Consider the following 13,670-nt stretch of genomic DNA (forward strand, 5'->3'; position numbering starts at 1 on the left):
AATCTGAGTGATCCAGTAGGGAATTATGGACCAATACGCTAAAATGTTGCCGGTATGTCACTGCATGGTGATATTTTGAACTTCGTCTGCGTCTTCAGACTGATATACTGCAATGATAATCAGAATAACTTTTTTCAGATGGGAGCCAAGATGTCGAACGAGCACCAGCTATTGGTCGGATTGCTTAAGAAGCTGAAGGATGATGCCCTGGTACTGCCGACGTTGCCTGAAGTGGCCATGCGGGTTCAGGAAGTGGTGGGTCGCCCCGACTCAAGCCTTAAGCAAGTAGCTGAAATTATAGGGCAGGATGCCGCTATCTCGGCACGTATTATTAAAGTTGCCAACAGTGCCCTGTACAGCCGCGGTGTACCGGCCGAGAACATTAACGCTGCGGTAACCCGTATCGGTCTGACCCAAATCAAGTCTATCGCCACCTCGGTTGCCATGGAGCAGCTGTTTATCTCCACCAACGAAATGGTGTGGGAAGTGATGGATGAAGCCTGGCGCACCTCTATCGATGTAACGGCATCGGCCTGTGCTTTGCTGCAGATTTACAATAAAAAGCATCCGGGCAGTAGTCTGAACTACGATACCCTGACTCTGGCAGGCCTGGTGCACAACATCGGCGCCTTGCCGGTGCTGACTGAAGCGGAAGCCCATCCTGAACTCTTTACCACCATCGAGCACCTGCGCTCACTGGTGCGCAAGATGCAGGGCCCCATCGGCCGTGCGGTTCTCAAGAGCTGGGACTTTGCACCTGAAGTGATGGAAGTGGTGGAACGTTGGGCTGATCTACCTTATTTGCCCGAAAAAGTGACCTACCTCGATTTTATCCGCGCAGCCGCCTTCTACACTGGTGAACTGCGCGCCGGCAGCGAGCTTGAGCAACGTCTCGAAGTGTTTGCTGCCCGAGGTCTGCCGGTGACCCCGGACGATCTGGCCGGTGACGCCTTCCTTGACAGCTATCATTCCATCAAGGCAAGTTACGAGTAATCTTTGCCCTCGGCAGGGGAGTTTCCCCTGCCATGGAAGTGGGCGCGTCCTTTAACAATCTGCGAGGGAGACTCAGTGGTAAGGTTCAGCCCATGGTTTATCTAGCGGCATTTCTCGGTGCCTGCATCACACTGCTGGGGTGGCTTTGGTATCGCCAATCCCGTCGCATCGAGTTATTCCTGCATCATCTTACCCGTGAACTGGCCAGCAAGGTTGAGCAGCGCCAGCCCCTGAATCTGCCTTATATTCCCGAAGCTTTTTACCCGCTGTATCAAGCGATTCAGCATTTGCTGCTGTATGCCCCAAGCCACAGTGGCAAGGATAAGCTGACAGGTTTACCCAACAGGGTTGGTTTTAAACGGGCCATGACCCACGCCATGCCGGTGACCGCCGGTACTCTGGTACTGATTGATTTATATCGCTTTCGTTATGTAAACGACCTGTTCGGCTTCGTGTTTGGCGACAAATTGCTGCACGCCTTTGCCGACCGTTTGCGGCTGATGCCGAAAAAGCCAAGGCAAATTGCCCGCATGAACGGCGATGAGTTTTTACTGTTTTTCGACCAGCCGCTGGATGATAAGGCGCTGCTGGAGATGAAACAGCTGTTACAGCAGCCGTTCAGCATTCAGGAAACTCCGGTGTCGGTCAGGCTGCAAATGGGTTATGTGCAGCTGGATGAACACCATGCCGATGTGAGTCAGATGCTCAGGCGGGTGGATTTGGCGCTCAAACGCGCCCGCAATCAAAAAGAAATGCTGGCCGCCTACGAGCTGGATGATGACATCAGTCAGCGCCGCGAGCTCTCCATCATCAACTGCCTGCCCAAGGCGCTGGCACAGCATCAACTGTATCTGGTGTATCAGCCCAAGGAATCACTGCATCAGGGCGGCTGCGAGCAGGTTGAGGCGCTGATGCGCTGGGAGCACCCGGAGCTTGGCCTCATCTCCCCCGGTGAGTTTATTCCGCTGGCTGAGTACGCCGGCATGATAGATTTGGTCAGCGCCTGGGCGCTGGAGCAGGTGCTCAAGCAGCAGGTGCAGTGGCGCTCGGAAGGAATTCATGTTCGGGTGGCGGTGAATCTGTCGGTTGAAGATTTGCAGGAGGGCAGTTTGCCATCTGTGGTGGCGAGTGCGCTGGCGCGCTATCAACTGCCCGGCGATGTGCTGGCGCTGGAAATTACTGAAAGCACCCTGATGTCCAACCCCGCCAAGGCCACCGACAATATCCACAAGCTGCGAAGCCTGGGAGTGAAGGTGGCCATTGATGACTTTGGCACCGGTCACTCTTCACTGGCTTATTTGAAAGATTTGCCCGCCGATGAAGTGAAAATCGACAAGGCCTTCCTTGAGGGGATCCTCACCGAACCGAGAAATCGCAGCATAATGGCAACCAGCATCCAGCTGGCCAAAGGGCTGGGGTTTGAGGTGACAGTGGAAGGGATTGAAACCGAGGCCATGCGCGCCATGGTGCGGGAGCTTGGCGCTGATAACATTCAGGGGGATTTTTTTGCCAAACCTATGCGGGCGCTGGAGCTGGAAATGGATCTGCGCCGACTGGGAATTGCCAAAGAGGCCTGAGTGCCTCTTTATCCGTTTGCCTCTTCATCAGCTTGTCTCTTATCGGCTCCTTTGAGCTGACATGCTCAAAAGGAGCGACGCTTAAATCAGCAAGGCTCAGCCCTGTAAGCTTTCGATAAGGCTTGCCGGCATAGGCGTAAGCTGGCGCGCCTGATTCAGGCACACCATCTCGATATAGCCGCTGACCGCCGGACGGCTGCTGCCCTTGCGCCAGATCTCCTGTTGCCACAGGGTGCGGTATTTGCTCTCAATCACCACCTTGCTGCGCACTTCCACCACGTCGGCAAATTCCACCCCTTCGTTGCAGACCATGTCGCAGCGATACACGGCAAAGCCTATACCCTGTTCCTGCCACAGCTGCCTGAGGGCCCCGGCGCCTATCACGTGCTCGCGGGCGCGTTCGAAGTATTTGATGAAATTGGCATGATAGACCACGCCGGAAAAGTCGGTGTCTTCGTAGTAAATCTGAACCGCGAACTGATGTTCAGCGGCGATGGCAAAGCCCGGATGTGACATGGGGTTCTCGATTAAGGTGCTATAAGGTCGATGGAGGCCAAGTTTAGCGGCGACGGTAAAATTCTCAATCCCTGCGGCTGGTACTGCCGATATCGGCCAGCAGCTTTTGGTACTCACCGGATTGTTTCAAGCGCTTCAGGCCTCTATCCAGCGCCTGTGCCAGCGCCGCCGATTCTGCCGCACCCTTGTCGAAGGCGAGAAATAGCTCGCTGGTGTGGTTGCTGAACACGGGATACACCTCGGTTGCTACACCTGTAGTGTGTAAAAATTCGCCCGCCACCTTGTCGTACATCACTACCGCATCCAGTTTGTGGGTAAGCAGCAGATTCAGCAGCTGATATTGGTTGTCCGCCACCTTGAGCTCGATATTGGGCAGACGGTCAAACTCATCACCGTACTCGTAGCCGCGCACTATCCCAATGCGGCTGCCGGGTGGCAGCGACCATTTGTCGGCTGCGATGGGAGGTTTGTCTTTGAGCTGATAGAAAGAAGCCGATGCCAGAAACAGTGGCTCTGAGCCAAATAAAAAGCGGGTTTCGGTGCTTTGCTGGCGGGCTACATTGAATACGGCATTCACCTTGCCCTGCTCGGTGAGGATCAGGCCTCGATTATAAGGCACCACCAGGGATTCGACCTCGATGGATTCGCTGGCAAAGGCACGCTGCACCAGACGGTGTGACAGACCCATGCCCTGTGCATCTGCAAAAGGTGGCCAACTGTCTTCGGCTGCCAGTCGTATTTTTTGGGGGAGTTCAGAAGGGTGCGCCAACGGCGACAATAAGGCTCCGATACCAAAACAACCCATGATGAGCAGTAAATACAGCAATCGACTCATTGAATGTCCTTTTACTCCAAACTCCTTGTTTTGCCGGTCATTGTACTTTAACCCGTCCGTGAACGACAGCGCCTTGGCATCCAACCTCTTGGGGGGTGGATAGAGGGTGTTTGAAATTGCATACAAAATATCCCCCGTCAAATCAATCACCGAGATCTGTACCGACACTATACGGTTTTGCGTGCTGAAAAGTGCGTAAATAAGATGTTGGATAATTCTTTGTATGCTATTCCGTAAAACAAAATCAATGGTTTCCTAACCTCATGTAATCTATAGATATAAATTTATCATATGATAAAAAGTTGTGCTGGTTGATACTTTTGTTGGACACTCGTTCTGATTGTTGTGTTGTCGGTTGAAAATCATCCGGAATCGCATTTTTGTAGAGAAGAAAACTTCTAATATCAAACGCTCTACTCAATGCGCCTGATGTCGGACCACGTTGGATGTCTGTGGTTTGTTTTTTCTTTTGGTTTAAACATCGGAAATTGTCATGAGTAACGAGTTTTCGAAGCGGTTTGATTCACACTTATTGCCAGCAGCCAGGCCTCGGTTTGCTGGTTTTGGTTCTTTACAAAAGCTGTCAAAGCAACTGGGGGGATTTACTCTGGCGCTCTGTGCCGGCCTGTCATCCGGGTTGCTGAGAGCTGATGATACCTCCTTGTATGTTTATGAGTCCTCAGGCCGAAACGATCAGCGGCCTCAGGTTTTGGTGATCTTCGATAACTCCGGCAGTATGGATACCGAGGTAAGAAACGCCAATCCATCATTTACTGATTCCAACAATAGCGTTGGCAGTTCAGAGCGACTTTATTACACACTGGATGCCTCGGAAACCCCGCCTAATCCCAATGATGCCAACGAGAAACGCTATTTCACAAACAATAAGAACGCTTGTGCTAAGTCCTATGATTTTCTTAAAGAATACGGCGTTTTCACCGGCTTTTGGCGCACCTACGCCTACAGTGGCCAAACCGGCAGCTGGGTTGAGTTTCCTCAGGGAGACGGCACGACTATTCGTACCGTGGATTGCTACGAAGACATTCAGGAGAAGGTTTACAATAACCGTGGCGTACACGGTCAGGGCTTGCCGGTAGATGGGGAAGGTAACCGCAAGGGGGCTCAGTTATATTCCTGGGTGGACAGCGGCAGTAGCCAAACAAAAAAAGACCAAGCCTATGCAAAGGCCCTGAAAACCGGTTTTGGTACCGGGCAGGTTGTTACCGTTTACACCAAGGAATATCTCGACTGGTACCATGGCTCCAAGACCAAGGTCACCCGTACCCGAATCGATATCGCCAAAGAGGCGGTAACCAACGTATTGCTGACTACCCCCGGGGTGGATTTCGGCCTGGCAATCTTTAATCGAAACAATACTAACACTGGGCGCGAAGGTGGCCGTATTGTCGCTGGGATTAAACCGACCCCGTCGACTGTGACCACCAAAAAGGATCTCATCCGAACCATACCCACCAGCGGAACAACCTGGACGCCCTTATGTGAAACCCTTTATGAAGCTTACCGATACTTTGGTGGGTTATCGGTGGAATTTGGTGATGACGATCCGACTCAGTCGCCGGGAAGGGATACCAGTATCATTAAACCAAATGGTACCTACAGCTCACCTTTTAAAAAATGCCAAAATCGGGCTTACATTGTTTATGTTACCGACGGTGAACCGACCCGCGATGCTGCAGCAGATGAGGAGATCCAGAAGCTGACAGGTGGCGTTGATAAATATACTTCATGGCCTGTGAGTTACCTGAGTTCGCTCTCCTCCTGGATGAATACCCACGACGTGAATCCCAGCATGGATGGCGTGCAGAGTGTCTCCACCTACACAGTGGGCTTTAGTCAGGGGGCGGCAGCGGCCGCAGAGCTGCTGCGTAAGACGGCTGAAAAAGGTGGCGGAAAATACTATGACGCTACCGATGTGGACGACCTGCAAAAATCCCTGATGCAGGTGTTTAAGAACATTCTTGAAAAGAACGCCAGTTTTACCGCGCCTTCGGTCGCAAGTAACAACTTTAACCGCATCCAGACCTTTGATTCGGTTTACTATTCTATGTTCCTGCCCAATCGTGGGCCGCGCTGGTCAGGTAACCTGAAAAAGTTCAAGGTGACCAGCAGCGGCGATATTGTCGATGCCAACAATAACAAGGTGATAGACAGCGACGGCAATATCAAAAAAGGTGCCTGTTCCCATTGGAGCAACGCCACCGACTGCAGCCAGGGTGATGGTAATGACGTACGTATTGGCGGCGCCGCCGGTATGCTGCAGCGTATGGACTCCAGCAAACGGAACCTGATTTCCAATCTCAATGGCATGAAGCCACTCAATGTCACCAATGCCCGCAGTAAGGCCGGTGGCAACAGTGAGCTCGCTGCACACCTTGGGGTGGTCGAAGGCGAAGTGGAAAACCTGCTTAATTGGGCCAAGGGCGTGGATGTTGACGATGATGATGACGACAACAAGCTCACCGAAATGCGCGCCGACATCATGGGCGATCCGCTCCACTCCAAGCCGCTGGCAATTAACTTTGGCACCAACTCAAAGGCCGATATCCGGGTCATAGTGGGCACCAACCATGGCGTGCTGCACATGTTCAAGGATGAAGACTCCAAGGTATCTGAATCCTGGGCCTTTATGCCGTGGGAAATGTTGCCCAAACTGGCTACCCTGCGGGAAAACCAGGCCTCGGGCGTGCACTCCATCTATGGCATTGACGGCTCGCCGGTGGCTTGGGTGAAAACCAACAGCAGCGGCGTTGAACGTGCCTGGCTGTTCTTTGGCTTGCGCCGCGGCGGCAATGCCTACTATGGCATGGACATCACAGATCCGGATTCCCCCAGCCTGATGTGGCGTATTGATGGCGCCAGCACCGGCATGGATTTGATGGGCCAGAGCTGGTCCAAGCCCGTGGTGACCTTTATTCCCGGCCGTGAAACCTCGCCGGTGCTTATCTTCGGCGCGGGCTACTCTCCATCCAACAAAGATGTAACCGAAGTGGGTACGGCGGACAGCCTCGGCACCGGAGTCTTTATTGTTGATGCAGCAACAGGCAGTTTGGTACACGCCTTTGGCCCCAACAACAGCGGCAATATGACGGTGATGCCGGGCATTCGCGACAGCATTCCCAACGAAGTCGCCATCCTCGATGCGAACAACGATGGTTTGACCGACCGCATCTATGCCACCGACACCGGCGGTAACGTCTGGCGTATGGATTTGCCCGGCGCCGACCCCAAGGCCAGCAACAAGCGCTGGACAGCCTTCAAGTTTGCGGCGCTTGGCGGCGCCACAGAGGTGACCGACCGACGTTTCTTTGCCGGGCCTGTAGTGGCGCAGACGGCATTTAACAGCACGGTAGAGTACAGCACCACAGAAAACGGCAGCACTTCAACGGTGACCAGCACCCAGCTGGTTCCTTATGATGCGGTTGTGGTGGGCAGTGGTCTGCGTCCGGCTCCTCAGGATACCAAGCGTGAAGACATGTTCTTTACCCTGCAGGACAGAAACATAGGCGTGCGCTCGTTCGATAGCTCATCCCGTGACAGAACACCGCCGCAGCCGCTGCAGATCACGGATTTGTATGATGTGACCTCGGCACCGCCCGAGACCAAGGCTCAACACACCGCCTTTGGTCGTAAGCGTGGTTGGTACTACAACTTTACCCGAAAAGGTGAGAAGACCCTGGCGTCGGCCTCCATCGTGAAAGGACGGGTGTTTTTTACCTCTTACGTACCGGGCGAAGCGACGGCAGCCAACACCAATCAATGTCTGGTATCGGGTAAGGGCTACCTCTATGGCTTTGATTTACATAAGGGGATCCGCTCCTATACCCAAACCTTCATTGAGATGGGTGAGAGTGTTCCCGACACCCCGCAGCTGGTGGTGCCCGAAGGCGATGCCATGTACCTGATAGGTATTGGCAAGGCACCTGAACTTATGATTAAGACCCGCTGTGAAGACAATAACGAGCATTGTGATGGCTGCCCCCCCGGTGATGAAAAGTGCATCGGTGGCGGCATGGTGACTGAGAAGATTTACTACTATGCGAACTAATATACTGCCATTGGCGCTGCTTGGCGCCATCAGCCTGGGCGCGGGGGCTGAAACCACTGCTGAGGTAGCAACCTTCAAGTGCTTTCTGGACACCAACGCCGGCCAGGGGGTCTACAGCTTTACCTGGCCGGAGGCCGACACTCAAAGAGAGATGCTGGCACTTGCCGGCAGCCCCTTGGTAAACAGTGCCATGGCCGCAATGGGTGTGCGGGTGTATGCCAAAAAGGTGTTTGAGTGTGTACCGGAGCATGGCAGCTTTGCCTCGCCCAAGGCGCGTAAGCTGGATGAAGAGCGACCACGCTGATCTCAGCTCAGGCCTGCGTTTAATTGAGTTCAGTGGTTAATTTGGAAAGGATGGCTGTCATCGAGCCATCCTTTTGCATTTCTTCAATGGCCTGATTGAAGTCTTTAACCAACTGCTTTGGCGCATCGCGATTTTTGGCTACCCCCAAATGAAACACTTCGGTGGCGAGCACATCGCCCACAAACTCAAACTGACCCCGGTATTCGGCGGAGCCGTGCTCAATCAGATAAGTCGCCACATGGCGGCTGATAACTATCATGTCCACCCGCCCCAGCAGTAATTTGCGCAGATTGGTTTCATCCGAGTCTGCCTCTTCGGTGCGAAGACCGTTGGCGGCGATGGCGGGCGGGTTGGCATAGCCGCGGCTGATCCCAATCAATCTGCCTTTCAGTTCGCCAAGCTCGGCAAAGGCGATTTGGGCATCTTTTCTGGCAAGAAAGCCAATTTCAACCGACTGCAACGGGGCTGAGTATTCCGCCCATGCCTCCCGCTCGCGCCGATACCACAGACCAATAATGGCATCGGCTTTCCCTGCTTTAATGAGTGCGGTGGCGCGGATAAAGGGATAGAACTTCAGCTCCACCCTGTAGCCGCGCCGTGCCAGCGCCTGCATAACCAGGTGGGCTACCGGACCTTTGTCGACCAGGGTGTCGGAATAGAAGGGGGGCAGGTCGGTGGCGACCAGAGTCAGGGTTCTGCCATACTCTCCCTGCCCGCTCAGGGGCAGGAAAAGCAGCGCAAACAATAGCACTATTCTCAATGGCATAACTCAGATTGGCTTGGTCAGTTTCTCTGAATTATAGACGTGGTTTTAAAAAGCTATCAGTCGCTGACAAGCTCGCTGCGGCTGCCATCAAACTTGCCCCGCAGCAGCTTGCCGTCTTCCACCCACAAAAGTTCACCGGACTTACCCAGTTTGATGGATGAATCTATGGCAATGATGCGGTTGTCATACAGCCCAAGCACCCGCTCCTGTGAGGTGTGACCCACCACTATGTGCTTGACGCCAAAATGTTTCAGCAGGGCGTCAATCTGCGCCGAACTCAGTTCATCTTTGAAGTAGCCGCGATACCAGGTGGGGCCGCCTTTGAAAAACAAAAAGTTAAGCAGTGGATTGGCTTTCAGATCGGCGCGCTCATCGTCGATGTGCTTACGGTACAGGTCGTTGGCCTGGCTGATGGTCAGGCCGCGCTCCAGCCACTCGGGGCTGATGCCGCCGTGCATAAACAGCATGTCGTTGACTATGGCGACGGTGTTTTTGCTGCGAAGCCATTTGCCGATTTCTGTGTCCTGGCCATAAAGCGCATCGTAGCTGCGGCCAATCAGCTCGCTGCTTAGCTGATAGCGTGCGTTCACATAGCGCAAGTCGCCCTGCAGTACCATTTGCTCATGGTTGCCCATCAGCAGGTGCATCATGCCCCCGGCATCGCGGGCCTGCTTATCCAGACCGTACATAAACCACAGCACTTCATTTATCTGATGACCACGGTCAAACATATCGCCGGTCATCACCAGATGGCCTTCTCCCAGTGCCCAGCGATTGTGCTCGTCAATCACCTTATGGGCCCGAAGCAGGCTAATCAACACGTCGAACTGGCCATGCACATCACTCAGGGCGACCAGGGTGTTGACCTTGCCGTACTTGTCCGGGTCGATGGCATAGGGCGCATGTATAAACGGCTGGGGTAAATCGCCACAGTGGCTGGGGCGTGTCAGTTGGCCTGTGCCCGCGGTCTTTTTCAGCTCGCGCTGACAAATCCACAGTGCATCGGCACTGCCGCTGGCATTATCGATAACATAGGGGCCGTCGTTGAACGGGCTGTTATCTGCAAAGGTTGGTGCCGTCTTGTTCTGGGGCTCAACCTTAACCTGAGCGTAGGCAGGCACACAGAGCAAGGGAGCGCCAAGCGCTAAAGGAAGCAGCAAAAGCTTGAATACCGACGCACGCACAGCAGACCTCTTATACATTCGGGAACTGGATTTTGGACTGATTATACCTATCGGAAATACCAAGGGCAGGGGATAGAGAAAGAAACGATGTAAAAACGATGCCATAGATAAAAGGCTATTGCATTGATTTTATTAAGCTAAATAAAAAGGAGGCCCAAAGGCCTCCTTAATGGTTCAAGCCATGCGCTTAAGCCAGGCTTATTTGGTCATGCGCTTGTACTTGAGGCGATGCGGCTCAACCACATCGGTGCCGTAGGTGTTCTTCAGCCAGGTAGAGTACTCGGTGTAGTTACCTTCGTAGAAGTTCACCTGACCCTCATCACGGTAGTCGAGGATGTGGGTACAGATACGGTCGAGGAACCAACGGTCGTGCGAAATCACCATGGCGCAGCCGGGGAATTCCAGCAGGGCTTCTTCGAGGGCACGCAGGGTTTCCACGTCCAGATCGTTGGTGGGTTCGTCGAGCAGCAGCACGTTGCCGCCGGCCTGCAGTAGCTTGGCCAGGTGCACACGGTTACGCTCACCACCGGAGAGGGTGCCGATGATCTTTTGCTGATCCGCACCACGGAAGTTAAAGCGGCCCACGTAGGCGCGGCTTGGGATTTCCATGTTGTTGATGCGCATGATGTCCTGACCGCCGGAAATTTCTTCCCAGATGGTGGCCTTGTTGTTCATCGAATCACGGAACTGCTCAACCGAGGCGATTTTCACGGTTTCACCGATGTCAATTTCGCCGCTGTCTGGCTGCTCGGCGCCGCTAAGCATGCGGAACAGGGTCGATTTACCGGCGCCGTTGGCACCGATAATGCCCACAATGGCACCCTTGGGCACGGTGAACGACAGGTTGTCGATAAGGATGCGATCGCCGTAGCTCTTGGTGAGGTTACGCACCTCAATCACCTTGTCACCGAGACGTGGTCCGGGCGGAATAAACAGCTCGTTGGTCTCGTTGCGGCGCTGGTAGTCAGAGTTGTTCAGCTCTTCAAAGCGGTTCATACGCGCCTTGCCCTTGGACTGACGGCCCTTGGCACCCTGACGCACCCACTCGAGTTCCTTGGAGATGGTCTTTTGACGGGCGCTCTCGGTGGCGGCTTCCTGCTTCAGACGGGCGTCTTTCTGCTCAAGCCAGCTCGAGTAGTTGCCCTGCCACGGGATACCTTCTCCGCGGTCGAGTTCCAGAATCCAGCCGGCGGCATTATCAAGGAAGTAACGGTCGTGGGTAATGGCCACTACAGTACCTGAGTATTCCTGCAGGAAGTGCTCAAGCCAGGCCACAGACTCGGCGTCCAGGTGGTTGGTGGGTTCGTCCAGCAGCAGCATCTCGGGTTTTTCCAAGAGCAAACGGCAGATGGCCACACGGCGGCGCTCACCACCGGACAGCACTTCAATCTTGGCATCCCACTCTGGCAGACGCAGGGCGTTGGCGGCGCGCTCGAGGATGTTGTCCAGGTTATGGGCATCCTGGGCCTGAATGATGGCTTCCAGCTCGCCTTGCTCTTTGGCCAGGGCGTCGAAGTCGGCGTCCGGCTCGGCATAGGCGGCGTAGACCTCATCGAGACGGGTCAGGGCGCGCTTGGCTTCGCCAACGGCTTCTTCGATGGCTTCACGTACTGTCTGGTTCGGGTCAAGCTGTGGCTCCTGGGGCAGGTAACCAATCTTGAGACCTGGCATGGGGCGGGCTTCACCTTCGATTTCGGTGTCGATACCGGCCATGATGCGCAGCAATGTGGATTTACCCGAGCCGTTCAGACCCAGAACACCAATCTTGGCGCCGGGGAAGAAGCTTAGGGAGATGTCTTTAAGGATTTGCTTCTTGGGCGGCACGATTTTGCCAACCCGCAGCATGCTGTAAACAAACTGAGCCATGTCGTCTCTCTGCGATTTACAAATAGAATTAAGCGCTGAAAATTGGCCGAAGTTTACCAAGTCGGGGCGTTATTCTCCAGATGGCGATGTGAAATCCCATCCCGTTGCAGGTTGTTTTGATGATGAAACACAGTCATCCGCACCGAGACGGATTTTCATCATATTGCGGCTGGGATTGTGATCGATTGCAGAGTAGAATACCGCGCAACCCTACCTATAAGATTTGCCAGCTGGAGTGACCAATGCTGAAGAAGACCATGAATATTGCCGACTATGATCCCGAGCTGTTCAAGGCGATTGAAGACGAAACCCGTCGTCAGGAAGAGCATATCGAGCTTATCGCCTCTGAGAACTACACCTCTCCCCGCGTGATGCAGGCTCAGGGCTCACAGCTGACCAACAAGTACGCCGAAGGTTATCCTGGCAAGCGTTACTACGGTGGTTGCGAGTATGTCGACATCGTGGAAAGCCTGGCCATCGAGCGCGCCAAAGAATTGTTCGGCGCCACTTTTGCCAACGTACAGCCACACTCCGGTTCTCAGGCCAACAGCGCCGTGTACATGACTCTGCTGCAGCCAGGCGACACTGTACTGGGCATGAACCTGGCCCACGGTGGTCACCTGACCCACGGCTCACCGGTTAACTTCTCCGGCAAGCTGTACAACATCATTCCTTACGGTATTGATGAGTCCGGCAAGATTGACTACGACGAAATGGAACGCCTGGCCGTTGAGCACAAGCCCAAGATGATGATTGGCGGTTTCTCTGCCTACTCTGGCATCGTTGACTGGGCACGCATGCGTGAAATCGCCGACAAGATTGGCGCTTACCTGTTTGTAGACATGGCCCACGTGGCCGGTCTGATTGCCGCTGGCGTGTATCCAAACCCGGTGCCACACGCTCACGTTGTGACTTCTACCACCCACAAGACCCTGGCCGGTCCTCGTGGCGGTATCATCCTGTCTGCTGCCAACGACGAAGACCTGTACAAGAAGCTGAACTCAGCGGTATTCCCAGGTGGTCAGGGCGGCCCACTGATGCACGTTATCGCCGGTAAAGCGGTGGCCTTCAAAGAAGCGCTGGAGCCAGAATTCAAGGTGTACCAGCAGCAGGTTGTGGTTAACGCCAAGGCCATGGTGGAAGTATTCCTCGAGCGCGGTTACAAAATCGTATCCGGCGGTACCGACAACCACCTGATGCTGGTTGACCTGATTGGTCGCGAGCTGACCGGTAAAGAAGCCGATGCCGCTCTGGGCCGTGCCAACATCACAGTGAACAAAAACTCTGTGCCAAACGACCCACGTTCACCATTTGTAACCTCTGGTATCCGTATCGGTACCCCAGCCATCACCCGCCGCGGTTTCAAAGAAACTGAAGCCCGTGAGCTGACTCACTGGATCTGTGACGTGCTGGACAACGCAAGCGATGACGCTGTTATCGAACGCGTGAAAGGCCAGGTGCTGGAACTGTGCGCTCGTTTCCCTGTTTACGGTTAACCTTTTAACCTGAATAGGATAAACTCAATGGCCGCTGCGATAGCGGCCATTTTTATTTGTATTGTGG

Annotated in this window: 10 protein-coding genes; 5 read left to right on the plus strand and 5 right to left on the minus strand. The window is 54.2% G+C overall.

Annotated elements, in window-relative coordinates; translation table 11 throughout:
• Positions 1-150 precede the first annotated feature (150 nt).
• Both MJ923_RS03700 and MJ923_RS03705 read left to right on the plus strand, forming a co-directional pair.
• Complete coding sequence (locus MJ923_RS03700) at positions 151-993, plus strand: HDOD domain-containing protein (RefSeq protein ID WP_126166138.1); 843 nt, start codon at positions 151-153, stop codon at positions 991-993.
• Between the two features lie 92 nt (positions 994-1,085).
• Entirely contained in the window at positions 1,086-2,570 is a 1,485-nt protein-coding gene (locus MJ923_RS03705) for a putative bifunctional diguanylate cyclase/phosphodiesterase (protein WP_240589945.1), read from the plus strand.
• A gap of 96 nt (positions 2,571-2,666) precedes the next feature.
• Here the strand turns inward: MJ923_RS03705 and MJ923_RS03710 are convergent, their stop codons facing one another.
• Both MJ923_RS03710 and MJ923_RS03715 read right to left on the minus strand, forming a co-directional pair.
• Positions 2,667-3,086 carry a thioesterase family protein gene (locus tag MJ923_RS03710; RefSeq protein ID WP_240589946.1) on the minus strand — a complete coding sequence of 140 codons (420 nt, stop codon included), beginning with the start codon at positions 3,084-3,086 and terminating at the stop codon, positions 2,667-2,669.
• 64 nt (positions 3,087-3,150) lie between these two features.
• Complete coding sequence (locus MJ923_RS03715; protein WP_240589947.1) at positions 3,151-3,921, minus strand: substrate-binding periplasmic protein; 771 nt, start codon at positions 3,919-3,921, stop codon at positions 3,151-3,153.
• Between the two features lie 493 nt (positions 3,922-4,414).
• On the opposite strand from MJ923_RS03715, the gene MJ923_RS03720 reads away from it, so the two are divergent.
• Together MJ923_RS03720 and MJ923_RS03725 are read left to right on the plus strand one after the other, a co-directional pair.
• Positions 4,415-7,987, plus strand: a complete 3,573-nt coding sequence (locus MJ923_RS03720; RefSeq protein WP_240589948.1) for a pilus assembly protein — start codon at positions 4,415-4,417, stop codon at positions 7,985-7,987.
• A complete protein-coding gene (locus MJ923_RS03725; protein WP_240589949.1) occupies positions 7,977-8,291 on the plus strand; it encodes a TapY2 family type IVa secretion system protein in 315 nt (104 codons plus the stop codon). Before MJ923_RS03720 ends, MJ923_RS03725 begins: the two co-directional genes overlap by 11 nt.
• Before the next feature lie 19 nt (positions 8,292-8,310).
• On the opposite strand, the gene MJ923_RS03730 is transcribed toward MJ923_RS03725, so the two are convergent.
• From MJ923_RS03730 to ettA, 3 genes are all read right to left on the minus strand, one after another.
• Positions 8,311-9,042 (minus strand): substrate-binding periplasmic protein, encoded by a 732-nt coding sequence (locus tag MJ923_RS03730; protein WP_240590244.1) that lies wholly within the window; start codon positions 9,040-9,042, stop codon positions 8,311-8,313.
• A 71-nt stretch (positions 9,043-9,113) separates the two neighbouring features.
• On the minus strand, positions 9,114-10,259 hold the full coding sequence (locus MJ923_RS03735; protein WP_240589950.1) for a metallophosphoesterase: 1,146 nt from the start codon (positions 10,257-10,259) through the stop codon (positions 9,114-9,116).
• Between the two features lie 180 nt (positions 10,260-10,439).
• The gene (gene ettA, locus MJ923_RS03740) at positions 10,440-12,107 is read right to left on the minus strand and encodes an energy-dependent translational throttle protein EttA (protein ID WP_220077539.1); all 1,668 of its coding nucleotides are present in this window, start codon (positions 12,105-12,107) and stop codon (positions 10,440-10,442) included.
• 242 nt (positions 12,108-12,349) lie between these two features.
• Between ettA and glyA the strand changes: the two genes are divergently transcribed.
• Positions 12,350-13,603, plus strand: coding sequence for a serine hydroxymethyltransferase (gene glyA / locus MJ923_RS03745; RefSeq protein ID WP_240589951.1), 1,254 nt, complete (start codon positions 12,350-12,352; stop codon positions 13,601-13,603).
• Positions 13,604-13,670: the final 67 nt, after the last annotated feature.

It is taken from the genome of Shewanella zhuhaiensis, from assembly GCF_022484835.1.
GTDB classification, from domain to species: Bacteria; Pseudomonadota; Gammaproteobacteria; order Enterobacterales; family Shewanellaceae; genus Shewanella; species Shewanella khirikhana.

Coding starts and splice junctions, on each gene's coding strand:
- MJ923_RS03720 (WP_240589948.1), top strand. CDS start 4,415: ATGAGTAACGAGTTTTCGAAGCGGTTTGATTCACACTTATTGCCAGCA.
- glyA (WP_240589951.1), top strand. CDS start 12,350: ATGCTGAAGAAGACCATGAATATTGCCGACTATGATCCCGAGCTGTTC.
- MJ923_RS03700 (WP_126166138.1), top strand. CDS start 151: ATGTCGAACGAGCACCAGCTATTGGTCGGATTGCTTAAGAAGCTGAAG.
- MJ923_RS03725 (WP_240589949.1), top strand. CDS start 7,977: ATGCGAACTAATATACTGCCATTGGCGCTGCTTGGCGCCATCAGCCTG.
- MJ923_RS03705 (WP_240589945.1), top strand. CDS start 1,086: ATGGTTTATCTAGCGGCATTTCTCGGTGCCTGCATCACACTGCTGGGG.
- MJ923_RS03715 (WP_240589947.1), bottom strand. CDS start 3,921: ATGAGTCGATTGCTGTATTTACTGCTCATCATGGGTTGTTTTGGTATC.
- MJ923_RS03710 (WP_240589946.1), bottom strand. CDS start 3,086: ATGTCACATCCGGGCTTTGCCATCGCCGCTGAACATCAGTTCGCGGTT.
- MJ923_RS03735 (WP_240589950.1), bottom strand. CDS start 10,259: ATGTATAAGAGGTCTGCTGTGCGTGCGTCGGTATTCAAGCTTTTGCTG.
- ettA (WP_220077539.1), bottom strand. CDS start 12,107: ATGGCTCAGTTTGTTTACAGCATGCTGCGGGTTGGCAAAATCGTGCCG.